This is a genomic window from Actinacidiphila sp. bgisy160, from assembly GCF_057707815.1.
The window spans coordinates 25,081-48,389 of the sequence record NZ_JBYIQW010000057.1 but is presented as its reverse complement, the minus strand read 5'-3'; the positions used below and the strand labels follow the sequence as shown (position 1 = coordinate 48,389).

20 protein-coding genes are annotated in these 23,309 nt (G+C 72.5%); 8 read left to right on the top strand and 12 right to left on the bottom strand.

Features of this window, described 5'->3' with window-relative positions; all coding sequences use genetic code 11:
* Positions 1–203 precede the first annotated feature (203 nt).
* From AC3EUJ_RS31095 to AC3EUJ_RS31085, 3 genes are all read right to left on the bottom strand, one after another.
* On the bottom strand, positions 204–626 hold the full coding sequence (locus AC3EUJ_RS31095) for a universal stress protein (protein WP_431967250.1): 423 nt from the start codon (positions 624–626) through the stop codon (positions 204–206).
* Positions 627–655: 29 nt separating this feature from the next.
* Positions 656–1,939, bottom strand: a complete 1,284-nt coding sequence (locus tag AC3EUJ_RS31090) for a YbfB/YjiJ family MFS transporter (RefSeq protein WP_431967248.1) — start codon at positions 1,937–1,939, stop codon at positions 656–658.
* Between the two features lie 154 nt (positions 1,940–2,093).
* Positions 2,094–2,915, bottom strand: coding sequence for an MIP/aquaporin family protein (locus tag AC3EUJ_RS31085; RefSeq protein ID WP_431967246.1), 822 nt, complete (start codon positions 2,913–2,915; stop codon positions 2,094–2,096).
* 275 nt (positions 2,916–3,190) lie between these two features.
* Here AC3EUJ_RS31085 and AC3EUJ_RS31080 point away from each other — a divergent pair, with 275 nt between their 5' ends.
* Together AC3EUJ_RS31080 and AC3EUJ_RS31075 are read left to right on the top strand one after the other, a co-directional pair.
* Positions 3,191–3,331 (top strand): hypothetical protein, encoded by a 141-nt coding sequence (locus AC3EUJ_RS31080; RefSeq protein ID WP_431967245.1) that lies wholly within the window; start codon positions 3,191–3,193, stop codon positions 3,329–3,331.
* A 125-nt stretch (positions 3,332–3,456) separates the two neighbouring features.
* Positions 3,457–5,430: an ATP-binding protein gene (locus AC3EUJ_RS31075; RefSeq protein WP_431967243.1), complete on the top strand. Its 1,974-nt coding sequence runs from the start codon at positions 3,457–3,459 to the stop codon at positions 5,428–5,430.
* Positions 5,431–6,006: 576 nt separating this feature from the next.
* Here the strand turns inward: AC3EUJ_RS31075 and AC3EUJ_RS31070 are convergent.
* Together AC3EUJ_RS31070 and AC3EUJ_RS31065 are read right to left on the bottom strand one after the other, a co-directional pair.
* Positions 6,007–6,408: an STAS domain-containing protein gene (locus AC3EUJ_RS31070; protein WP_431967241.1), complete on the bottom strand. Its 402-nt coding sequence runs from the start codon at positions 6,406–6,408 to the stop codon at positions 6,007–6,009.
* 96 nt (positions 6,409–6,504) lie between these two features.
* Positions 6,505–8,676: an MMPL family transporter gene (locus AC3EUJ_RS31065; RefSeq protein ID WP_431967239.1), complete on the bottom strand. Its 2,172-nt coding sequence runs from the start codon at positions 8,674–8,676 to the stop codon at positions 6,505–6,507.
* Between the two features lie 284 nt (positions 8,677–8,960).
* On the opposite strand from AC3EUJ_RS31065, the gene AC3EUJ_RS31060 reads away from it, so the two are divergent.
* Both AC3EUJ_RS31060 and AC3EUJ_RS31055 read left to right on the top strand, forming a co-directional pair.
* Complete coding sequence (locus tag AC3EUJ_RS31060) at positions 8,961–10,247, top strand: sensor histidine kinase (protein ID WP_431967237.1); 1,287 nt, start codon at positions 8,961–8,963, stop codon at positions 10,245–10,247.
* The gene (locus tag AC3EUJ_RS31055) at positions 10,216–10,887 is read left to right on the top strand and encodes a response regulator (RefSeq protein WP_431967235.1); all 672 of its coding nucleotides are present in this window, start codon (positions 10,216–10,218) and stop codon (positions 10,885–10,887) included. The genes AC3EUJ_RS31060 and AC3EUJ_RS31055 overlap by 32 nt, the downstream gene beginning before the upstream one ends.
* Before the next feature lie 34 nt (positions 10,888–10,921).
* On the opposite strand, the gene AC3EUJ_RS31050 is transcribed toward AC3EUJ_RS31055, so the two are convergent.
* Positions 10,922–11,350, bottom strand: coding sequence for an aquaporin (locus AC3EUJ_RS31050; protein ID WP_488180980.1), 429 nt, complete (start codon positions 11,348–11,350; stop codon positions 10,922–10,924).
* A 65-nt stretch (positions 11,351–11,415) separates the two neighbouring features.
* Here AC3EUJ_RS31050 and AC3EUJ_RS31045 point away from each other — a divergent pair, with 65 nt between their 5' ends.
* Both AC3EUJ_RS31045 and AC3EUJ_RS31040 read left to right on the top strand, forming a co-directional pair.
* Positions 11,416–12,111 (top strand): type 1 glutamine amidotransferase domain-containing protein, encoded by a 696-nt coding sequence (locus tag AC3EUJ_RS31045; protein WP_431967231.1) that lies wholly within the window; start codon positions 11,416–11,418, stop codon positions 12,109–12,111.
* A gap of 99 nt (positions 12,112–12,210) precedes the next feature.
* A complete protein-coding gene (locus AC3EUJ_RS31040) occupies positions 12,211–12,864 on the top strand; it encodes an HAD family hydrolase (protein ID WP_431967229.1) in 654 nt (217 codons plus the stop codon).
* A 148-nt stretch (positions 12,865–13,012) separates the two neighbouring features.
* Here the strand turns inward: AC3EUJ_RS31040 and AC3EUJ_RS31035 are convergent, their stop codons facing one another.
* The 4 genes from AC3EUJ_RS31035 to AC3EUJ_RS31020 are packed head-to-tail and all read right to left on the bottom strand — an operon-like array spanning position 13,013 to position 16,626.
* Positions 13,013–14,206: an ABC transporter permease gene (locus AC3EUJ_RS31035; protein WP_431967227.1), complete on the bottom strand. Its 1,194-nt coding sequence runs from the start codon at positions 14,204–14,206 to the stop codon at positions 13,013–13,015.
* Positions 14,203–14,916, bottom strand: coding sequence for an ABC transporter ATP-binding protein (locus AC3EUJ_RS31030; protein WP_431967225.1), 714 nt, complete (start codon positions 14,914–14,916; stop codon positions 14,203–14,205). The genes AC3EUJ_RS31035 and AC3EUJ_RS31030 overlap by 4 nt, the downstream gene beginning before the upstream one ends.
* Entirely contained in the window at positions 14,913–16,028 is a 1,116-nt protein-coding gene (locus AC3EUJ_RS31025; RefSeq protein WP_431967223.1) for a hypothetical protein, read from the bottom strand. Before AC3EUJ_RS31025 ends, AC3EUJ_RS31030 begins: the two co-directional genes overlap by 4 nt.
* Positions 16,012–16,626, bottom strand: a complete 615-nt coding sequence (locus tag AC3EUJ_RS31020; protein ID WP_431967221.1) for a hypothetical protein — start codon at positions 16,624–16,626, stop codon at positions 16,012–16,014. The genes AC3EUJ_RS31025 and AC3EUJ_RS31020 overlap by 17 nt, the downstream gene beginning before the upstream one ends.
* Before the next feature lie 123 nt (positions 16,627–16,749).
* Between AC3EUJ_RS31020 and AC3EUJ_RS31015 the strand changes: the two genes are divergently transcribed.
* Together AC3EUJ_RS31015 and AC3EUJ_RS31010 are read left to right on the top strand one after the other, a co-directional pair.
* Positions 16,750–17,448 carry a response regulator transcription factor gene (locus AC3EUJ_RS31015; protein WP_431967219.1) on the top strand — a complete coding sequence of 233 codons (699 nt, stop codon included), beginning with the start codon at positions 16,750–16,752 and terminating at the stop codon, positions 17,446–17,448.
* Positions 17,445–19,280: a sensor histidine kinase gene (locus AC3EUJ_RS31010; RefSeq protein WP_431967217.1), complete on the top strand. Its 1,836-nt coding sequence runs from the start codon at positions 17,445–17,447 to the stop codon at positions 19,278–19,280. Before AC3EUJ_RS31015 ends, AC3EUJ_RS31010 begins: the two co-directional genes overlap by 4 nt.
* A gap of 262 nt (positions 19,281–19,542) precedes the next feature.
* Here AC3EUJ_RS31010 and AC3EUJ_RS31005 read toward each other — a convergent pair whose 3' ends face one another.
* Together AC3EUJ_RS31005 and AC3EUJ_RS31000 are read right to left on the bottom strand one after the other, a co-directional pair.
* Positions 19,543–21,492, bottom strand: coding sequence for an N-acetylmuramoyl-L-alanine amidase (locus AC3EUJ_RS31005; RefSeq protein ID WP_431967215.1), 1,950 nt, complete (start codon positions 21,490–21,492; stop codon positions 19,543–19,545).
* 752 nt (positions 21,493–22,244) lie between these two features.
* The gene (locus AC3EUJ_RS31000; RefSeq protein ID WP_431967213.1) at positions 22,245–23,237 is read right to left on the bottom strand and encodes a transcriptional regulator TrmB; all 993 of its coding nucleotides are present in this window, start codon (positions 23,235–23,237) and stop codon (positions 22,245–22,247) included.
* Positions 23,238–23,309: the final 72 nt, after the last annotated feature.

The following is a 23,309-nucleotide window of genomic DNA, read 5'->3' as shown; positions in this document are numbered from 1 at the left end:
GTTCCGATGGCCGAGACCGGTTGTCTGCGCAGTGACAGCCACGTGGGCACGAGAGCCGCTCCGAAGGCGAGTGCCCCGGTTCCGCAGGTGATCGCGCAGGCCGGCGGTGGTGTGGGACAGCAACTGCTGCCTAGTGGTCATGGATGGTCCTCCCAGGGGTGAGCGGTGCGTCCCGCGCGGTGTCCCGGCCCTGGTTGGACACCTCACTCCTTCTCGGGGACGAGCAGTACGGCGATACGCGTGTGGTGCACCACCGCGTCGGTGACGCGCGGAGAGAGCCAGGCCCCCAGGCGCGTGCGGGAGTGCGGGCCGAGGACGATCAGATCGGCGTCGTACCTGCGTGCGGCGGCGGCGATCGCCCCCGGGACGTCCGACAACAGCGCGTCGACGAGTTCGCCTTCGGCTTCGACGCCGTGCCTGCGCAGGGTCGCCACCGCCTCCTCGAGGACCTTGTGGGCGGTGGCGTCGTCCTCCATGCCGACGACGGTGTCGTAGACGACGTCCGAGGGGTCGACGTGCAGGACGCGGACCGACGCGCCGGTGCGCGCGGCCAGTTCGGTGGCGGTGCGGACGGAAAGGTGGTCGGTGCTGCTGCTGTCGACGGCGACCATGATGCGTCGGAACACGGTAGGACTCCCTGTTCGGCCCGGGCCGGTCAACGACCCTGGGCGGGCTGGACGGATTGGGCGGATCGAGCGGATCGGGTGGCGGTGGCGCCCGCGTGATCGTCGTGCCGCTGGGCGACGTGCGCCCGCTCGCGTTGGGCCAGGGCGACCACGGCAGAGACGGCGAGGAGGATCACCGACAGCCACAGTCCCTTGGCGATGCCGCCCGAGGTGTCCGACATCAGGCCGGAGATCAGCGGGCCGACCGCCTGACCGACGCTGAATGCCACGGTGAGCAGGGCGATGCCGGACGTCCAGGCGTGCGGGGGCAGTGTCCGCCGGGCGATGACGGTCACCGCGGTGGGTCCGGCCATGAAGCTGCCGCCGAAGATCACTGCCGAGATGATCGCCGCTACCTGGCCGTGCCAGAGCAGGACCGGCAGCACCCCGACGAGCACCACGGCGGAAACCGCCGCCGGGGCCAGGCCGCCCTTGAGCCGGCCGATCACGCGGCCCCACACCAGCAAGGTCGCTGCGGCCGAGGCGGCGCCGAGCACGATGAAGAACGCCGCGGTGGACCACGTCCCCAGGCCCTGGCTGTGCAGCAGGGCGATGACGAACGTCATGTACGAGACGTAGCCGGCCCCGAACAGCACGTACCAGGCGAACGTCGGGGTGAGGAACCTCAGGCCGCCACGCTCTTTGCCGGCCGCGGTCGCGGCCGCCGCGGGAACGTGCCGGGACGCCCACGCCGCCGGCCCCGTGGCGAGCAGCGCCAGGACGCCCATGAGCAGCCAGCCGCCCTGCCAGCCGGAGGCGCCCCAGGCGGTCAGCGCCGAGGGCACCACGACACCCGACAGGACGACCCCGATGCCGACTCCGGCCATGTAGGTGCCGACCATCGTGGCCGAGCGGGCCTGCTTTCCGCCGGTGTGGACCCGCGACGCGAGTGCCGATCCGACGACGAAGGTCACCGCGGTGGCCAGGCCGCCGACGAAACGGAAGACGGACAGCGCGGCGAAGCCCCCAGTGGCGGCGGACGCCAGCAGCGCGACTGCGCTGAGCGCCATGCCCCACACGAACACCCTCCGGGCACCGAAGCGCCGCGACCACCAGGCCGCCGTGCCGGCGCCGAGGATGTAACCGAGCGCGTTGGCGGTGTTCATGGCGCCTGCGGCAGCGTAACTCCAGCCCAGCGTTTCGCGCATGGCGGGCAGGAGCAGGGCGTAGGCGAACCGGGTGAAGCCGAGTGCCACCACCGGCCCGGCCGCGAGGCCGAGCGCGATGAGCGGTTCGGGTACCGCTCTGCGGGGCTGGATCGAGGTGTCGGTCATTGCACACTCTCCCGTGTGACGAAGGGGGACGTGGTGCCCGCCGCGGCAGGCGTGCCGTGGGGCGGGGGCGCCGGGGAGCGCCTGATGGGAATGTCAACCGGCCCAGTGCGCGGGCCGATGCCTGCCGGAAGGGACCACTGACCCTCGAATCGGGTCATCGCGGTGCCTGCCCGAACTCCATCCGGGGAGGGGGGGGCGCCCCGGGCAGGGCGGAGCGGACCGCGGCGAAGAGCACGGCGGCGATGAGTGGCGCCGGCGCGTACACCCACAGCCACCCGGTGTCACCCGCGAGGAGCCCGGGACCGAACTGCCGGGCCGGGTTGAAGCTGCCGCCGGCCCATCCTCCGGTGAGCAGGATCAGCACCGTCACGGCCGCGCCCGCCACCAGTGGGACGCGTGGGGCCGGGCCGGGCCGGGCGGCGACATGGGTGACCGCTGCCAGCAGCAGCGCGGTGGCCACGGCCTCCGACAGGAACACCAGGGGAACGGGGACGCCTTGGGCGGCACGGACGGCCGCGAAGTCCGGTCCGGGCCCGGCCAGTGCCCCACCCCACAGCAGCCGGCCCGCGGCCACTCCCGTCACGGAACCGGCCAGTTGCGCCACCGCGTAGGGGGCGAGGTCGCGTCCGGGCAGCGCGCCCATCAGCCAGAAGGCCACCGAGACCGCCGTGTTCATGTGCGCGCCCGAACGTCGCCCGAGCGGGGAGAGGATGAGCAACCCGACGGTGGCACCGCTGACGACGGCGTCCACCACCAAGCGGCCCCCCTGTGACGGCACCGCTTCGGCGAGAGGGCTTCCGGGACCCGCGAGCCACCGGAACAAGGTGGCCATGACGAACAGCAGAACGGCGGTCGCGGCGAACTCCGCGAGCCAGGCTTGCCAGTGCGCGCCTCCCCCGCGGGTGTCGCGGTCGGCGCGGGAGGCCATGCCGTCCTGCGACGTACCCGTGCCGTTGTCCGGCGCCCGTGCGCCCATGCGGTTCCTCCCGGTGATGCGGTGCGGGCGGGGGCGCCCACGGCTTCGCGGCCCGGCAGCGCGCCGACCGCTCGCTCCCACGATCCACCGCGGGATTGCACGGGTGTTGCACACCGCCGACCGCCACCGGGCTGCAACGCGCGTGCAAGCCGGCCGCGAGCCTGGATCCCGGGGCGACGAGCCCCACGGACCGAGCGGCGGCCGCATGCCGGTTTGCCGGCCGTGAGGAGAACCGTGGTGCCGATCTCCGCGACGCGTACGGGGAGTCGGTGATCGTGCGGCGCAAGCCGACCGCGCTGGGCATCGACCACGACGATGTGGCAGCGGTCCTGGAGGCCGAGGGCGTACGGCGGTTCACCGAATCCTGGCCGGACATGGCCAAGACCGTGCGCGCGGAGCTGGAGGAGGCCTGCTGACCGCACCGCGTGTCCCGATGCGTGGGAGGTCTGTCCCATACTCCGGTGGTGCCTGTCGCGGCGCCCGCCGAAGGTGGGGCCGGGTGGTGACGTCCCGCCGCCCGCGTTCGACAGAGAGCCGTCCCATGACTTCCACCACCCGTGCGTTCGACCGGAGGCGGTCCGCGGGCCCGATCCGTCTGCGGTTGATCGGCCCCCTCGACCTCGTGGATCCGGGAGCCGACCGACGCCCCGTGATTCCCCGGGGCCGGGCCTCCCTTCTGCTCGCTTTGCTCGGTGTCCGCCGCAACCGGGTGGTCGCCCTCGCCGAGGTCGTCGACACTCTGTGGCCGCAGGACCCGCCTCCGGCGGCGGAGCAGATCGTCGCCTCGCTGATCAGCCGGCTCCGCAAGATCACCGGTCCCTGCCTGGAACGCGTCGGTTCCGGTTACCGGCTGGACACCAGCGCCTGGCAGGTGGACGTGGACGAGGCCGCCCGTCTCGTGTCCGTGTCCGAACGTCACCTCGGGGCTGGGCAGAGCGCCGTCGCGGACGTCGCCGTACGCCGCGCACTCGAGATGCTGACCGCGGGCCAACCCCTGGAGGAGTTCCCCGCCGAGGAATGGACCGAGGAACTGGTCCGCGCCGTCTACCAGCAGTTGCGCCGCGCCCGCGAGGCCGCGTGGCTCGCCGCCGCGCGGCTCGGCGACCACCGGCGCTGCGCCGAGGTGGCGTGCGCGGCGATCGCTGTCGACCCGTACGACGAACCGGCCTGGAGGGCGCTGATGGCCGCGGAGTACGGCCAGGGCTCGGCCGGTGCCGCGCTGCGCACCTTCGACCGGCTGCGCCGCAGGCTGCGCGCCGACCTGGGCACCGACCCCGATCCGCGGACGGCCGCCCTGCACGAGGCGATGCTGCGCGGCGGCGAGACGATGTGCCTGCTGACCCGGCCCCCGGTCCGGTCCCTGGGCGTGACTGCGCCCCGGGGCCGGCTCGTGGGGCGCGACGCCGAACTGGGCCGACTGGAGCGGGCCTGGCGAGCCGCGCTGGGCGGCCGGCCCGCGGCCCTGGTCGTCCGGGGCGCCTCGGGCATGGGCAAGACCGCACTGATGGCGGCGGTGCGCCGGCATGTGGAGGACCACGGCGCCGTCGCCCTGACGGCCGCGCACCCCATCGCCGGGCAGGCGTCGGAGGCACCCGCTCTCGTGCGCGCCGTACGGGCTCACTGCCTCACCGCCCCGCCGGAGGAGGTACGCGCCGCGGCGGCCGGTCTGGAACGGCCGCTGCGCCGGTTCCTTCCGGAACTGGACGTCCTGCTCGACGGCGGCTGCCACGCCTTCGCCTCGGGCTCCCAGGCGCCGTCCCAGGACGAGGCGAGGCTCGAGGCCGTCGCGTCCTTCGTTCTTCGCATCGCCACCCGACACCCGGTGCTGCTCGCGCTGGACGACGCGCACCATGCCGATCGGGAAAGTATTGAGGCCGTCCGGCGCCTGGCCGGCGCGACGCCGGTGGCCGGCGTGCCCCACCGTCTGATGGTGCTCCTCACCATCGGCGCCGAGCACCGGCCCCCGGGCACGGTTCCGCTGCTCGGGTACCAGGCCGAGCAGCTCAGTCTGGAGCCGCTCCTCGCCGCCGACGTCGGCGAACTGGCCTGCCACCGCGGGTTGCCGAGCACAGCCGCTCACGTCCATCGGCTCACCGGCGGACACCCGGGGCTGGTCACCGAGGCCCTCCGTGCGGCCGCGCGGGGCGCCGACCTCACCGGACGCGGGCGGCTGCCGGTGAGCCTGGTCGAAGCGGCACTGGCCCTGGTGGACCGGGCCGGGCACGCCACCGCCGAGTTCCTCCGCTTCGCCGCGCTCGTCGGATCCCGGTTCCGCCTGCGGGAGGTCCTGGCTGTCAACGCCTTCGACGGCCGGGACGCCGCGGCCCACGTGGACGCCGCCTTGCGGGCCGGGCTGCTGGCGGTCGACGGTGACGATCTTGTCTTCACGGCCCCCGTGGTGCACGCCGCGCTCCGCACGACCGTACCCGCTCCGGTGAGGGCGGCACTGGACCCGTCACGGCAGGGCCGGGGGTGCGCCCGTTGCGGGGCACCGGCGGACCTGCTCGCGGGCTGAACGCGAGCGGGCGCTCGCGGCAGTCCGCCTGCCTCGGGCGCCTCGGGCCGCTCGGGTTCGGACGGTGGGCGCGGCGCGGCGGCCGGGACGTCGCCGCCCGCCGCGATGCCCGGTGGGAGGCGTGCCAGGACCCGGTCCGCCCGGGCCGTCACCTCACGCAGGCACTCGCCGCGGCGATCCGTCGGGCGCAGAGCGCGGTTCCCACGGTCGTACCGCATCGGAGCACCTCGCGGTCCTCGTCGGCGCTGTACCCCGCCTCGTACGCCGTGGCGCCGCCACGCAGCACCACTCGACCGCACCGGGGTCGACGTCCGGCCGCGCGCCGGCCAGTCGCGCGGTGGCGCCGGCTCGGACGGCCGGGCCGCACAGGACGCGCGCGTGGCGTCGTCCACCGCGGTGCGGGCACGACCGCCCTGTCGCGTGCCCGGGCGGCCGCCCGGTCTCGTCCCGCTGTACGGAGCGCCGCCCGCGGATCGCCTCGGTGCCGAGTGCGGCAAAGGGCGGTACCGCCTTCCGGCCGGTACCGCCCTTGACCACGGACCGCCATGGCTGCCCATGCGGCCTCGCGCGCCCTCGTCACGGCGCCGGGTCCTCGTCCAGCAGCCGTGTGAGTCGCGTGAGTCCGAGGACACGGCGCACCGGAGCGGACGCCGCCCCGATGGTGAAGCGGCGTCCCCGGTGGGCGGAGAGGGCCGCCGCCGCGACCAGGGGCCGCAGCCCGGAGCAGTCGATGAACACCAGGTCCCGCAGGTCGACGGTGATGTGCTCGCCCCGGTCCGCGCAGTCCTGCAGGACCGCGTGGACCCGGGGTGCGGCCGCCACGTCGAGCTCGCCGCACACCATCACCAGCGCACGGCCGTCGTCGTCACGCCGCACGGCGATCCCCACTTCCTGCAGTCGCGTGTCCGGCCCGAGTCCGGCGGTGTGCCGCACGGCCTTCGGGGACTGCGTCGGGGAGGGACAGTGCGTGGTGCTCATGGATGGCCTTTCCTGGAGGTCTGACGGTTTCGGCGCGGTGCGCCTACGCGCACCGCTGGACCGTTTCCAGATTCCGGTACGAAAGCATGTGAACCGTCAATCACCAGAGCGAATCACCTCGTAGTCCGCGGGGATGAGACGCCGGTGGGCTCCGCCTTCGGAACGGTGCCGTCCTGTGCGCGAGGGCCAGAACGCCCGGTGTCCCACCAGGGCCGTCAGCGCCGGGATCAGCAGCCACGACGTGACGAAGGTGGCAAGGAGGACGCCCATCGCCACCGGAAGCCCGACGGAGGCGGTGGAGCTGCTGAAGCCGAGGACGCCGAAGCTCGCGGCGAGGATGACGCCCGCGGCGGCGACCGAGGGGCCGGCGTGGGTGACCGCGTAGCGGGCCGCCTCTCGTGGGGTCGCCCCGCGCAGCAGTTCCTCACGGAGCCGGGCGATCATCAGGATGTTGTAGTCGGTGCCGATCGAAGCGACGAAGAGGTAGACGATCAGCGGCACGGTGAAGGTGACACCTGGCTTGTGCTGGAGGTGCTGGAAGAGCAGCACCGCCGAGCCCAGCGTGGCCGCGAAGCCGAGGCCGACGGCCGCCATCAGGTACAGCGGGGCGAGCACCGCCCGCAGCGTGAGCAGCAGGATCAGGCCGATCGCCACGGCCGCGATCGGGATGATCAGCCGCAGGTCGTGGCTGACAACCTTGCCGGTGTCCGCGTACGCCGCGGTGAGACCGCCGAGGGCGACCGAGGTGCCCGGTGGGGCGAGAGCGTGGGCCCTGGGGGCGAGCACCTCCTCGTGCCCGCGCAGCGCCTGGGTACCGGTGGGGTTGACAGTGAGCACCATGTCGATCTGCGCCACCTTCGCGTCGTCGGACACCCTCACGACGCGGGCGTCCCCCACGTCCGGCAGGTGCGTCAGCCGGGCGGCGTACGGTGCGAGCCGGGCAGCGGTGAGCGTGCCCTTCTCGGCGGTCACCATGACCTGCGTCGGGGTCAGCACGCCCTCGGGGAACGCCGACCTCAGCTCGGCGTAGCCCTGGGCGGCATGACTGCCCTTCTGGTACGGCGACAGGTCGTAGTCGGCCTTGTATCCGAAGGCGAACGTGGCCAGCGCGGCCAGCAGGAGCGTCGCCGCTCCGGCCACGGCTGCCGGCGCCCGCGCGACGAGAGCGGCCACCGGCCCTGTCACGCGCGGCGCGGGAGAGCGCCGCCAGGACGGCCTGCGCGCCAGTCGCTTGCCCAGCACCGTGAACAGCGCGGGGACCAGCGTCAGCGACGCGAGGAGCATCACCAGGACGGACACGCCGAGCGCCGGGCCCAGGACCCGGAAGTCCGGCATCTGCGAGGCGAGCAGCGCCACGAAGGACACCGCGACCGCCAGGGCGGAGGACACCACCGCTTCGCCCACCCTGCCCACGCCGCCGGCCATCGCCGGGCGGTGGTCCTGCCCGGTGCGCAGCCGCTCGCGGTAGCGGTGGAGCAGGAAGACGATGTAGTCCGTGCCGACGCCGAAGAGCACCACCGGCAGCAGTTCGGTGGCCGTCTTGCCGATCCCCACTCCGGCGAAGTGGGCGCCGATGGTGAGCAGCCCGGTCACACCGAAGCCGACCAGGGCGATCGTCACCAGGCTCAGTACGGCGATGAGCAGGCTCCTGAACAACGCGATCAGCAGCACGAACACCACTGCGATCATGGCGTACATGACGATGGCGCTCATCCGCGAGTCGTCGGCCGTCGCGGCGGTCTCGCCCGTCAGATGACCTCGCAGTGGGGTGCCCTCGGTCGCCTCGGTGACGTCCCGGTCCAGGTCGGTCGCCGCTTTCTGGGCCGCCTGGTCGTCCGACGGTTCGCCGAACACGGCCTCGGCCAACAACACCCTGTGGTCCGGCGACACCTGTCCGGGACCGGTGTCGACACGGACGGCGGCTGGGCGCGTACGCCGCGCGGCCCTCCGGTCCAGTCGCTCCACAAGGTGCTCGGCGCTCGCCACGTCCGCCCGGGTCAACGGGCGGTCGTCGGCCCTGGTCAGGACCAGGGTGGCCCTGCCGCGGTCGTCTGGCTTGCCGAAGGCCCGGTCGGCGATGCTCTGGGCCCTGGCCGATTCGTACTGGGCGGGCAGGCCGCTGCTCTGACGTGCGTCGTTGGTGTCGTTCCAGTGGTGGGCACCGGCGTAGCCGACGCCCACACCGGTCAGGGCCAGCAGCACCGCCGCCCAGGCAAGGATGACGAGGACGGGCCGCCGGGTGACGGCACCGCCGAGACGGTCGAACACGGAAGTTCCCTTCGCGGGGCTGGTACGGCTCCCGCGCGCCGCAGGAACCACTGTGGTCAAGCCTTCGGCCGACGCACGCCACGACCGTCGGTCGCGGTGCGGAACTCCCCGGTCATCAGCGCGAGGGAGCACGTTGTTCCGCTCGGTCCGAGGGACGAGCACAGACCCCGGCCCGGCACGGCCGCGCTCCTCCGGAGGGATGACAGCACTGCGGATGACAGAGGCCGCGGAACCTCGTGATCGGTGCCGAGGTGGCCCGGACCGGCGCGGACTACGGTGGGTTCATGACCTTCTTCGACGCGATCGCCAGGCGGCGGGTGCCGAGCTCCGTGATCGACACGGTGCTCGCCGTCCTGCTCGTCCTGGGGTCGCTGTCGACGGTGGTCAACACCGTCACGCTCCCGGGCGGTCCCGGCACGGCCCCGCTGGGGATCGCGCTGGCGGTGCTCACGGGACTGCCACTGGTCGTGCACCGGCGGTGGCCGGTCCCGGTGCTGGTGGTCGTCTCACTCGCGGCCGCAGCCCTCCAGGGGATGGCGTACGTACCCCAGCCGGTCGGGGGGCACGGCGTGTCGATCGGTCCCGTCTACCTCGCCGTCGCCGTGACGGTCTTCCTCACCGCGCTGCGGGTCCGCCGGTCGTCCTCGTTCGCGCTGCTGGCCGGGGTCGTCCTGGCGGCCAGCCTCGCGGAGATCGAACTCGACCCGGGGTACCGGCTCTCCGCTGCGGTCACGATGAACGTCCTGCTGGTCGCGGCGTGGGCGCTGGGCGAACTCGCCCGCGCCCGGCGCGCGATCGCCTCCGACATCGTGGAGCGCGCCGCCGCCGCGGAGCGGGAGAAGACCGCCAACGCACGCGCGGCCGTGGCCCAGGAACGCGCCCGCATCGCCCGCGAGCTGCACGACATCGTCGCGCACAACGTGAGCCTGATGATCGTGCAGACCATCGCCGCCGACCGTTTGCTCGACCGCGATCCGGGCAAGGCACACGAGCTGCACACGGGCGTGGAGCAGACCGGCCGGGCCACCGTCGTCGAACTGCGCCGGCTGTTGAACGTCCTGCGCACCGAAGAGGACGAGGAACCCGCGCGACGCCCGCCGCAGCCGCACATCGACGAGATCCCCGGCCTGCTGGCGGCGGTCGGCGACGCCGGACTGCGCGTGCGGTCCACCACCCTGGGCGCCCCGCGCCCACTGCCCGCGGGGACGGAGCTCACGGTCTACCGCATCGTGCAGGAGGCGCTGACCAACACCCTCAAGCACGCCGGCCGCACCCGCGCCGGCGTCACCCTGGACTGGCGGCCGGAAGAACTCGTGGTCACCGTCAGCGACGAGGGGCGCGCGGCGGACGCCGGCCTCGTCGCGACCGCCGCGTCGGCCGACGGCGGTCACGGACTGGTCGGCATGCGCGAACGGGTCTCCGCCGTCGGCGGGCGCTTGGAGACGGGCCCTCGTCCCGGCGGCGGATTCCTCGTCCGCGCCGTCGTACCCGCCCCGCTGAGGGAGGAAGGCTGCGAAGCCGAGGAAGGAACGGTGCGCCATGGGCGCAATTCGCGTACTGCTCGTCGATGACCAGCCGATGATCCGTACCGGGTTCCGGTTCATCCTGGAGGCCGAGCCGGACCTCAATGTCGTCGGCGAGGCGGGCGACGGGGCGAGCGCCGTCGAGGACGCCCGCGCCCTGCAGCCGGACGTCATCCTCATGGACATCCGCATGCCCAGGATGGACGGCGTCAAGGCGACCCGGACGATCGTCGCGGCCGGGCTGCCCACCAAGGTCATCATCCTCACCACGTTCGACCTGGACGAACACGTCGTCGACGCACTGCGCGCCGGCGCCAGTGGCTTCCTCGTCAAGGACGGCCCGGCGGCATCCCTCATCGAAGCCATCCGCGTCGTCGCCTCCGGCGAGGCCGTGATCGCCCCGCGCGTCACGCGACGGCTCCTCGAGCGCTTCGCCCGGCTCGACGACGGCACCGCGGACACCACGCCGCCGAGCCTGGAGCGGCTGACCGGCCGCGAACTGGACGTGCTGAGAGCCCTGACGCGGGGCCTGTCGAACGCCGAGATCGCCACCGAACTGGTGGTCAGCGAGGCCACCGTGAAGACCCACGTCGCACACATCCTGGAGAAGTTCGACCTGCGCGACCGGGTCCAGGCCGTGATCCTCGCCTATGACGCGGGCCTGGTCACCCCCATGGCCGACCGCTGACCGGACCACCCGCCGGGGCCGGTGCCCGTACCCCTCAACGACAGGCCGAGCCCGCGTCCTGCCCACACATCCGGTGCGTGCACGGCCTCGGAATGTGCAGGCAGCACCGCAGCAGCCGGTGCGCCCCCGCGCCGGCCACCGCGCCGGCCACCGCGCCGGCCATCGGGGCGAGCAGATGCGCCCACAACAACCCTGTCCCGTCGGCGAACAGAGCCGGGCCGAACTGCCGCGAGGGGTTCACCGAGGCGCCACTGCGCCCGCTCGGCACGGTGGTGATCAACGCTGTCACGGCCCCGACGGCGTAGGGCGGCAGCCGGCTCCGAGCGGGGCGGGCCAGGAGAAACCCCACGAGCACCACCTCCTCGACGATCTGGAAAGCCCAGTGCCCGGCCTTCGCCCGGCGTCCTCGCCCCCGTCCCGCACCGCTGGCGGTGGCACCTCGTACCGCTGGTCGACCCCACATGCGGCTGTTCGGGGCCAACCCTAGGCTTTGGTTAGGGCATCACGTGAGGCCGGGAGGTGGGCCTGATGGCGACGGTTCTTTTCATCGTGAGCGGTGCGACGTACTGGGTGCTCAAGGACGGCACCAGGTATGCCACCGGGTACTGGGCCGAAGAGTTCGCGGTGCCGTACAAGAAGGTCACGGAAGCCGGGCATGACGTGGTCGTGGCGACGCCGGGAGGTGTCGTCCCGAACGTCGACATGATGAGCCTGCGCCCCTCCATGGCGGGTGGCGAGGAAGGCGCCCTGGAACTCGAGGCGATCATCCGTTCCGCGGAGGTCATGCGGCGTCCGCTGGCGCTGTCGCATGTCCGCCTCGAGGATTACAACGCGGTCTACCTTCCGGGCGGCCACGGCCCGATGGCGGACCTGGCGTGGGATGCCGACGCCGGCCGCCTGCTGTCGGCGCAACTCGCCTCGGGCAAGCCGCTCTTCATCGTCTGTCACGCCCCCGCCTCGTTGCTGGCCACCCGGATCCACGGGGAATCACCCTTCAGGGGTTACCGGGTCACGGGCTTCACCAACGAGGAGGAGGAAGCGGTCGGACTGGCCCCCAAGGCGACGTGGCTGCTTGAGACAGCGCTCAAGGAACAGGTCGGCGTCGACTACAGCCGCGGCCCGATCTGGGAGCCCTACATGGTCGAGGACCGCAACCTCGTCACAGGCCAGAATCCTCACTCCGCCTCGGTGCTGGCCGACCGGCTTCTGGAAGTTCTCAAGTGAAACGACTGCGCGCGGTGCGGCGAGATCGCTGAAGCGAGAAAAGCGGCGCCGTCGTTGTCTCGGTTTGCTCGAGGTCCGACAATCCAGGAGGGCGGGCAGATGGACCCGCGTCACGCACTGGCGCTGTTCGACCTGGATGGCACCCTCGTACGCCGGCGGACGTCCTTCGTCGACGCGGTGACGGCGTTGTGCCTGGAGCACGGCTTCGGCACGGAGATCAGGGCCTGGATGCTCAGTGAACTCGCCGACCGCGCCAATGCCGACGACTTCGTGCGGCTGCGCCACGAGTACGCACTGGACACCGGGGTCGGGCCGTTGTGGGACGAGTTCGTCGACCGGATGGCGGGCGCCGTCACCTGCGACCCCGCGGTTCTCCGAGGACTGGAGCGCCTGCGGGCGGACGACTGGAGCATCGGCATCGTCGCCAACGGGGCCTCCGACGTGCAACGCGCCAAGATCGGCGCGACAGGGCTCGCCGACCTCGTGGACGGAGTGGCGGTCTCGGGCGACATCGACGTCCGCAAGCCCGACACCAGGCTGTTCGCCCTCGCGGCCGGACGCTGCCGCACGCCTCTGTCCGCCGAGGCGTGGATGACGGGCGACAGCCCCACCGCCGATGTCGCCGGCGGGCACCGGGCCGGCATCCGCACCATCTGGGTTCGGGGACGTTCGTGGCCCGAAGGCCTCCCCACCCCGCACCACACCGTCGACGGCGTCACCGACGCCATTGATCTTCTCCTGGCGCGCCAGTAGGCAAGGCCGGTTCGAGCGACAGCGCGACGCGCCGCATTCCTGGCCGGCCCCTCTCCCGGGGGCCGGCCGGGGACACTGGCCTGGAGCACTTCCTTGTTGCGGCTCGCGGTGCCGGCACGGAAATTCAGCCTGATCCGCCGAGCCGGCGTCAGACCGCCGACAGGGCTTGCGTCGGGGGCAGCCGCGAGGCGCGCAGTGCCGGGTAGACGCCCGCCACGGCGCCCACGACGATCGCGCCGGCCAGACCGCTTCCGAGCGCGAGGGGTGGCAGGACCGGCGGCCACGACTGCCACATCGCGTAACCGGCCGTCCCCACGGCGCCCAGCACGGTGCCGCTCAGTCCGCCCAGGACGGACAGCACGACGGATTCCGTCAGGAACTGCCCCCGAATCTGACGGCGGTTGGCGCCCAGGGCACGGCGCAGACCGATCTCGCGGCGTCGTTCCAGGACGGACACGAACATGGTGTTGGCCACTCCGATACCGCCGACCAGCAGGGCGACCCCGGCAAGACCGAGGAACAGGGCGGAGAAGGTGTGCTCGGTGGCGCGCTTGGCGGCCAGGGCGTCGGAGGGCCGGCTGACCTGGACGAGTCCGGGCAGCTCCGGATTGACGGTGGCGGGCAGGACGGCGCGTACGGCCTCGATCCGCGACTCCCGCGCCTTCACGTAGACCACGGTGGGGTGGCCGTCGAAGGCGAGTACGTCGCGTGCGGCGTCCCAGCCGACCAGTACGGAGCTCTCCAGATCGGGCGTGAGCGGCATCGGCCCGAGAACGCCGATCACCGTGAACCGGCGGGTGCCGATCGTCACCAGCGGCTCCCGTCCCGGGGTGACGCGGTCGATGCCCAGTCGCGCCGCGGAGCGCGCGCCCAGGACGGCCGTGGGGAAGCTCTCGGTGGCGTGGTCGAGGAACCGGCCGGATCGGATGGTGCCGCCGACCGTGGTCAGCAGATTGGTCCTGGCGGCCAGCACGCTCAGCCCGATCGAGTCATTGGGGTCGGCCAGGTCGGAACGCCGCACAGTGGTGTGGGTGTTGGCCACCGCGGTGGCGCTGGTGACGGGGCCGATCCGGGCCGCCATGGCGTCGGCGGCCTCCGGAAGAAGTGCCTTCTGTTCGGCGTCGGGCTGCGGCTGCGCGCGGAGCATGTTGGTGCCGAGCGCCGACAGCTCGTCCATGAGGGCCCGCTGGCTGGAGGCGGGGATGCCGGTGACGACGACCAGGGTGGCGATGCCGATCGCGATGCCCAGTGCGGACAGCGCGGCACGGGTCCTTCGGGTGCGCAGGCCGAGCAGGCCGAGCCTCAGGACGTCGAGGGGGGACAGTCTGATCGGTCGGTTCATGCCGGGCTCCAGGCGTCCGCGCGGGTGGCGCTGTCCGAGGCGATCCGGCCGTCGTGCAGTCGGATCCTGCGTGGCAGACGGGCCGCGATGTCCCGGTCGTGGGTGATGACCGCGATGGTGGTGCCTTCCTGGTTCAGCCCGGTGAGCAGGTCGAGTACGGCGCGCCCGTTGGCGCTGTCGAGGGCCCCGGTCGGTTCGTCCGCGAGGACCAGGGCGGGTTCGTTGACCAGTGCGCGGGCGATGGCGACGCGTTGCCGTTCGCCGCCGGACAGTTGCTGAGGGAGGTGGCGGGTGCGGTGCGCGAGGCCGACCCGGGCCAGCGCCTCTTCGGCGCGGGGGCGGCGCAGCCGTCGTGGGACGCCCGCGTAGAGCAGGCCGGTCGCCACGTTCTCCGTCGCGTCGAGGCCGTCGGTGAGGTGGAAGTGCTGGAAGACGAAGCCGAGCAGTCGGGCGCGCAGCGCGGACAGGTTCCGGTCGGACAGTCCGGCGGCGGCGTGTCCGGCGATCTCGACCGTGCCGCTCGTCGGCCGGTCGAGGGTGCCCATGATGTGCAGCAGCGTGGACTTCCCCGAGCCGGAGGGTCCCAGGATGGCGAGGAGTTCGCCTTCCTCGACGGTGAGCGACACCTCGTCCAGGGCGGTGACGTCTCCCGCGTAGGTCTTGGTGACCTCATGGACGACGAGGGCGGGGGCCGGCCCTGCGGTGTTCATGAGGCGGTCACCACCGTCATGCCCTCGCTGAGGCCCGCGCCGCTCACTTCCACCATTCCGTCGGCGAACACCCCTGTGTCCACCGGGATCAGGGAGGCATCGGGGCGCTGCAGTGCGTAGCCGCCTTCGCTCAGGGCGAGGAGCGCGGTGACCGGGACGGCCAGGACGCCCCTGCGGTCGGTCGCGGTGAAGCGGACCTGGACGGAGGCGGAGTCCAGCCCCTTCACGTCGGCGGCGTGCCGCGGCGTGATGGTGACGGCGACCGTGGGAGGTCCTGCCTGCGCGGTCTGGTCATCGGCGGAACCGCCCTGGACGGCGCGTGCGACGGTGGTGACCGTGCCGGGGATCTCCCGGCTGTCGGGCAGGGTGATCACGACGCTCTGCCCCTTGCGGAGGGCGCCGACCTCGGTGGCGTCCACGCTCACGGCCACCGACTTCGCGGTGGTGGTGTACGTCAGCACCTCACCTTCGACCGGGTCGCCCGGGACGGCGGTCACGGTGTTGACCCTCGCCGGTCCCGGCAGGACGAGCGCCCGGCCAGGTGTGAGCGTCCCCGTCGCCTCCTGGCCGGTGTCGCGCTGCCACCGCTTCAGGGCCGCGCTCAGCTCGGGTGTGAACTCGGTGACGCCGGGCGCGGGCGCGCGGCCCGCGGTGTGCCCGGTGCCGTAGCCGAGGGCCCGCAGGTTGTCCGCCAGGACGGTGACGTCCCGCCCGCGCAGCCCCGGCTTGTCCAGCGCTCTGAAGAAGGGGGTGTCGCCGAGGAAGACGGTCACGGGCTGGTCGTTCACCCAGTACAGGGGCTTGCCCCGGACGGCCTTCGCGCCGGGCGCCGGCAGCTTGGTGAGCACTCCGGAGCCCGTGCCCTTGAGGGTGCGCGGCGGGCCGTAGCCGAGCGTGCCGGGCAGGGTCCTGTCGGTGGACAGGTCGGTCCTGATGACCTTGACGGTGTCGAGCCGGATCGGGTGTTCCGGCGCGGTCTGCGGGCCGCCCTGCCGCGCGCTCCAGGCCGCGGTGGCCCCTCCGGCGCCGCCCGCGGTCAGGAGAACGGCCAGGGCCACGGTGAGCCGGCGCCGACGCCGCCTCGGGAGGCGGTGATCAGCGGTTCTTGTCACCGAAGGCCTCCATCGTGCAGCTCTTGTCGGCCTTGGTCTGTTCGGTGTCGCTCATCGTGGGCTGGCCGTCGTAGGTCCAGCCGGAGTTGTCGGGCAGGGCGACGACCTTGAGTCCGCGGTCGTTCAGGCACGTGATGTAGGCGCGGTAGTCGTCGTCGTAGTGCGGGTTGGAGTCGCGCCGCAACTCCGATGGCTGGAGGGGTAGTTTGCCCGCGCACGTCTTCCGGGCGGCCTTGGCGGTGGGGCTGTTGTCGTGCTGGTCGACGGAGTAGGGGCCGCGGGCCAGGATCATCTTGTGACCGTGGTCCTTCAGGCAGGCGGCGTAGGCGTTCCAGTAGCGGTCGCGCTCGGCGTCGGAGCTGTCCAGGCGCAACTGCGGACGGCCCTGCTCGCTGTCGGCCGGGGGCGCGGCGGACGGAGATCGCGGCGCGGCCGAGGGGGTGCCGGTCGCCACGGAGGCCACGTCGCCCTCCCCGGACTGCTTGCCGGACGCCGCGCCGGTGCCCCCGGCGGAGCCGCCGCAGCCGGTGAGCAGGACGGCACAGAAGACCGCGGCGGCCGTGCCGAGCACGCGGTACGGAGGGTACGGATGGGTCATGCCGCCTGATCATGGCCGGTGAATGTCGGAAACCTGTCAGGAAGCGGTCGGCCTCCCGTGGTCCTGCGCGGGCGGCCCGCCGAAGCCGCAAATACGCCACTTGGCGTACTTATACTCCCGGCCATGAGCGCACACATACTGGTGGCCGAGGACGACGAGAAGCAGGCACAGCTGCTGCGGGTGTACCTCGAGCACGAGGGGCACTCGGTCACCGTCGTCCACGACGGCCGCGCCGCACTGGAGGAGCTGCGCCGCGACCCACCGCACCTGCTCGTACTGGACGTGATGATGCCGAAGGTCGACGGGCTCGACGTCTGCCGCATCCTGCGCCGCGAATCCGAGCTGCCGGTGCTGATGCTGACCGCCCGCTGCACCGAGGACGACCTCCTGCTCGGCCTGGACCTGGGCGCCGACGACTACATGTCGAAGCCGTACAGCCCGCGGGAGCTGACCGCCCGGGTGCGCACCCTGCTGCGCCGCACCCGGCCCTCCGGACCGCCCGCCCCGGAACCCGACCCGACGCTGACCGTCGGCGGACTGCGCATCGACCCCGCCCGGCACGAGGTGATCTGCGACGGCACCACCGTGGACTGCACCCCAGGGGAGTTCCGGCTGCTGGAGACGCTCGCCGCCCAGCCGGGCCGGGTCTTCACCCGCGAGCAGATCCTCGGGCAGCTCCATGGCACGGGGCGCTACTTCACCGTGCGGACGGTGGACACCCACGTCATGAACCTCCGCCGGAAGATCGAGGCCGATCCCGCCCGTCCGGTGCGGCTGCTCACCGTGTACGGGGTCGGCTACGTCCTGTCCGACTCCGCATGAGCCGCCGCTTCCCCAGCAGCCTGGTGGTGCGGCTGCTCGCGCTGTCGGTGCTGGTCTCCGTGTGCTCGATCGCCGCCACCGCCTGGCTCGCGGTCCGTACGACCACCCGGGCGATCCGGCAGGAGCAGGGCCAGGCCATCTCCGAGGACGCCCGGATCTACGAAGCCCTCCTGGGCCGGGCCGCCACGCACACCGACTGGCGGGGTGTGCAGCCTCTGGTGGACCGCCTCGCCCGCGAGACCGGGCACCGCGTCGTCCTCACCACGCAGGATCGCCGGCCGATCGCCGACTCCGCCGACGCAGCCGGGGCCGGCCACCGGACCCCGCTGCCGGACCGGGCGTCGGCGACCGTGGACCCGCTCGCCGTCGACGCCGGCGTCTCGCGAACCAGGAGCGACGACCGCATCGACTCCCGTGCCGCCGGCCCCTTCCGTCTGACCCGGGCGGAACGGACACGGCTGACCGCCCTCGCGCAGCGCCGCGTCACCTGCCTTCGCAGCCTCGGCCTGCCCGCCGCCGTCACCACGGCTCCCGGCGGACGGCCGCACGTGGACTCGCCGGGCTACACCGGCGACCGCTGCGCCGACGAGGTACTGGACCGGCCCACCCGCAGCGAGTCCCGTGCGCTCGCCCGGCTCGACGCCCTGGTCGACGCGTGCCTCGGCCGGCGGGGCAGCGGACCCGTACAACTCGCCCTGGATCTGACATGGAGGGCCACCGCAACCCGCGACCCCGTGAACGAGGCGCTGGTCTCCTCCTGCCTGGACAGCGCACGCCGCGAGCAACTCGCCCCGTACGTGGCCCCGGCCGCGCTGCTCTTCATCGGCTCCCCGGACAACGCCGCCGCCGCGTCCCCGTTCGATCTCTCCGCGCCCAACCGGCTCCGCATGGCCGGGGTTGTGGGAAGCGTGCTCCTGCTGACCGTCGCGGTCACCACCGGCCTGGGTCTGCAGCTGGTCAGGCCACTGCGCGCCCTCACGGCGGCCGCCCAGCGCGTGAAGGCGGGCGACGTCGCCGCTCGCGTACAGGTGACCGGCAGGGACGAGATCGGGCGCCTCGCGGAGGTGTTCAACGAGATGTCACAGCAGCGAGCCAGGCTCGAACGGCTGCGCACCGAGATGGTGGGCGACATCGCCCACGAGCTCCGCACGCCACTGAGCAACATCCGCGGCTGGCTCGAAGCCGCCGACGACGGCGTCGTCCCGGCCGACGGCGCGCTCGTCGGCTCGCTGCTGGAAGAGGCACTGCTCCTTCAGCACATCGTCGACGACCTCCAGGACCTCGCGGCCTCCGACGCCGGAGCGTTGCGCCTGCACAAGGTGCCGTGCGACGTCGGGGAACTCCTCCAGCAGGTCGCCACCGCCCACGGCGGACGCGCCGACCACGCCGGCGTCGCCCTGTCCGTGGACATCGCCGACGGCATCGGCAGCGTCGTCGCCGACCCCGTACGCCTGCGCCAGGCCGTCGCCAATCTCGTGTCCAACGCCGTCCGCCATACCCCGCCCGGCGGCGCGGTCACGGTCACGGCACGCCGGGAGGACGACGCCGTCGTCATCGCCGTCGCCGACACGGGCGGCGGCATCCGGCCGGAGGAGCTGCCCCGGGTGTTCGACCGCTTCTGGCGTGCCGAGAAGTCCCGCAGCCGCAGCACGGGCGGCAGCGGTCTCGGCCTCGCCATCGTCCGCAATCTCGCGCACGCCCACGGAGGCACCGTCACCGCCGAGAGTTCCTATGGTGAGGGGGCTTTGTTCACCCTGCGGCTGCCCGGCGAAGGGCAGGGCCGGGAACAGGCGTCGTCGCGTCGCGGAGCACCGCGCTCAGGCGGGGTCTGAGCCCGGGGCGCAGGCGGGGCCTGAACCCGGGCCGGCTCCGTGAACGCGCCAGGCGCCGACTTCATCCGCGTCCGAAAGTGACGCGACCCCGGCCCATGCCGAAAGGGCGGCGCCCCCTCGGTTCGAGGGGGCACCGCCGTTGGGGATCAGCCTGCCCTGGTGGCGGCGCCGTGGAGGGGGCCGTGGCCGTCCCGGAGCGCGCGTGGTGGTGTCCGGGACGCATGTCCTGGACACCACCACAAATGCCGTGCGGTGCCGTGTGTCAGCGGTGGCTGTGAGGATTGGCCGGGTTCTGGGCGCTGACGTCGCCCTCGTAGACCAGCGCGGTGCGGTGGTTGTACTGGATCGTGTACATCTTCCTGGCGCCGAAGACGACCTTGCCGTCGCTCTTGAAGTAGTCGTCGGTCAGCGCCGGCGGCGCGGTGGCGACGTACGCCTGGCCGGACGGGATGTCGTACATGCTCAGCGGGGCCTGGGTCGAGGCGCCGTAGCCGGCCGGGTACTCAGAGGCGTCCGGGTAGCTGGAGCCGTACACCTTCACCGGCGGGGTGTCGGAGGTCCTGCCGCTCTTGACGATGGTCACGCCGTGGGCGGGGATCGTGTTCCGGCCCTTCGGGTTGTGGAACCACACCTTGCTGCCGCTGAACCAGATCGCGGTCCAGGCGCCCTGCTTGCCGGCGACGACGAACTGCTGGCCGGCCTGGGCGGTGCTGCCCCAGTCGTTGATCCGGGTGGTCCCGGCGGCGCCGGGGTGGATGGACTGTTCACCGAAGAGCGGCGCGGTGTCGCTCGGCGCGGTGCGCAGGTAGACGAAGTTGGCGGGCTGCTCGAGGTCCGTGCAGGCAGGGGTGGCGCCGGTCGGGTCGTCGGACGGGCAGATCCGGACGGTCTGCCGGTTGTCCGCGAAGCCAGGAGCGATGGTGACGACGCTGCCGGCCCTCCCGACGCCGTGCTTGCCGGTCAGCGGGGCGCCGACCAGGGCCATGAAGTGCTCCCAGTCCCAGGACGGTCCCGGGTCCCAGTGCATGCCCGACACCGTGGCGGACGTCGGACCGACAACGTTGTCGTGGCCGATGAGGTGCTGCCGGTCGAGCGGGATGCCGAAGCGCTCGGCCAGGTACTTCACCAGCTCCGCGGTCGCCTCGTACTGGGCCTCGGTGTACCAGGTCGCCCCGTGCGCGGCGTAGCCCTCATGCTCGATGCCGATGGAGTGCATGTTGGTCGAGTAGTTGCCCGCGTGGAACGCCAGGTCCTTCGTGGGGACCATCTGCGTGACCGCGCCGTCGGCGGACCGCATCACGTAGTGCGCGGAACTCCCGCCCGGGGTCTGGAACGTGGCTATCGCCGACTCGTACGAGGACTCGGTGTCGTGGATGACGATCGAGTCGATCCGGATCCCGTTGGCCGGACGGTCGGAGACCTGGCCGTTGGACGGGGCGGCCGGTACGAAGGTGCAGTCCACGGTGTCCGGGCACTCGGTGCCGGCCGTCGCCGCCGAGGTCAGGCGCAGTCGGTCCAGCTGGCCGGTGGCCGGCTTCACTCCCGTCGCGGCCGTCAGCGCCACACGCTGTCCGTCGGCGGTGGTGCGCTTCACGCCCTTCTTCAGCGTGGCGTAGACCCGGTCGGCGAACGCCCGGGCACCCTGCCGATGCGTGGACTGGCTGTAGCGGGCCACCGCGCCGTACCAGTCGTCCGGATCCGCGGACGCCTCACCGCCGGTCGCCTCCTGATACGACGCCAGCAGTGCGGCCCCGCCACGGATGTTGGCCTTCGGGTCGGTACGCAGGTCCTCCGCGGACAGGCCGGTGAGCTTCGCCGCCGCCTGGAGCGTGTGCAGCGCCGGGTCCGCGGCGAGTCCGGACACGTCCGCCCGGCCGGCCATGCCCGCGTCGCCGGCGGAGAGCATCGACGGCGTGACGTCCGTCAGATGCATCGGCCCGTAGCCGCCGTCCGTGCTGTGCTCCCCGGCATGCGCGTCCCATGCCGACTCCTGGTACGCCACCGCCAGCAGCAGTTGCTCAGGTACGTCGAACTCCGCCGCCGCGGCCGCGAAGTCGGCCTGCCGCGTCGATGCGCCGGAGGGCCTCTCGCCCGTCGCCTGCGCCACCACCGGCACCGCCACCGCACCGGCCAGCGCCAGTGCAGAGGCCGCGAGCAGCAGCGGCCGACGCCGTCCGGCGTGCCGCCGGCGAGCCGTTCTCTGTGTCGTCATCAATTGTTCCCGAGTGTGTCTGAGGCGGTCATGTCGCCTCGTGGGCGGCCTGACTGACACGGCATGAGCGTTCTGCGAGGCGCTCCGGAACCTCTACGGAGGTGTGCCTGCCGCCAATCGACCTGAGGACGGTCGGTGACGCTAGCAGAGAGGGCCGGACGGCATCAAAAGAAGTCGGCGCCAATGGGAGGATACTCGAAGGTTGTGAACGTGGCGTGGAAGTCCGCCATTTCGAGCCGCGCTCTCCGTCGCCGACTCCGGCGTCATGGCACAGGAATCACAAAATGTGGCACTGGCATTCCAAGCGCGGTCACGTCCGCAGCCGGGCCCTCGCCCGCCTGCCCCGCCGGCGGACCGGCCAGGCAGCCGCATCGCCCATAACGCGCGCCCCGGATCAGGGAATCACCCTGATTTCGGGTCCAGTCCGAATTCCACCTGAACATCGAAGAGACTCCGGCCGTCGATGCACCACGCACGCCCCATTGCCCTCGCGGCATCAAGTGCGCTCATTCCGGTGCGGCCGGGTGAACAGGCCGTCGGACCACACACGCGGCCCGATCCGGTACGCAGTGGCCGCGGCCGCCGGGACAGGCTCTCCGAGGGTCAGCACGCGGTGTACGTCTCCACACGCCAGGATCCGCGCCACCCTCCTTGGAGGTATCGCGGCAAAGCCGCGTCGCGCCCGGGCGGTGCTGGAGACGGTCGCAGCGACCCGGCCGACGGTGTCCAACCAACGACGGGCGGGTGGCAGTTCAGTGCGCCTCCACCCAACGGTGCCGTACGGCGTGGCCGCCCAGTTGCATCCGGGTCCGGACTCCGGCCATGTCCATGAGGTGACGCAGGCGTCGGTGCAGCGTGCGCGGTGACAGTCCCAGTTGCGTCGCGGCCGTCTGGTCGGTCAGTCCGGCGAGCAGCAGTGCGAGGATCCTTCGGTCGAGGTCGGTCGGGCCTTCCGCACCCGGCCCGACAGCGCTTTCCGCCTCTCCACCGGTGGCCGGCAGTTCGAGCGGACGGGCTGTGCGCCAGACCGTCTCGAACAGTGCGTCCAGCGCCGCCAGCAAGCCGCTGCGGTGCAGCAGCACAGCCCCTGGCTCTCCGGCGGGCGTGACCGCGAGCGGGACCAGGCCGAGGTCCGCGTCGGCCAGCACGAGTTTCATCGGCAACTGGTCGGCGACACGAAGTTGCACCCCATTGCGCAGTGCGTCGATCGCGTCGTTGATGATGCCCGGCTCCGCCAGCACGGCCCGGTCGAGCACCGCCCGGAATTCCACGCCGCGGCCGATGGCCTCGGGTTCGGCGGTGTTCTGGTCGGGGGGCACGGCGACGAACGGCGCGGTGATGAAGGTGCGGATCTGCGTGCGGGCCGCCTGCTGCACCTGCAGGAAACGATGGCGTATGGCATCGAGGCCCGTGACGACTTCGATCAGATCATTGATGCCGCGGCCGCTCATCGCCGCCCGGTGTTCCTCGGTCAGGGTCACGAGTGCCTGTTCGGCCCTGCGCAGCCCGTCCCGCTGCCGGGTGATGAGTGCCCCGAGCGCCATGGCCGGCGGCGCGGCGGTGAACCGGCCGTCGGCCGACTCGATCACCAGCCCCCACCCCACCAGGCGGGACAGCGCCTTGGCAACGTCGGTCCGCGCCAAAGCGAGCAGATCCGACAGCACGGTCACGGTGGAGTCGGGCCGTCCGAGCAGCACCCGGTAGACGCGCTCCTCGCCTGGTTCCATGCCCAGAACATCCAGCATCGGCGACTGGCTCCCTTCCGCTTGCCGCAGCGGGGAGAGTATGCGCCATGGCGGCAGGGGCTGAATAGTTCC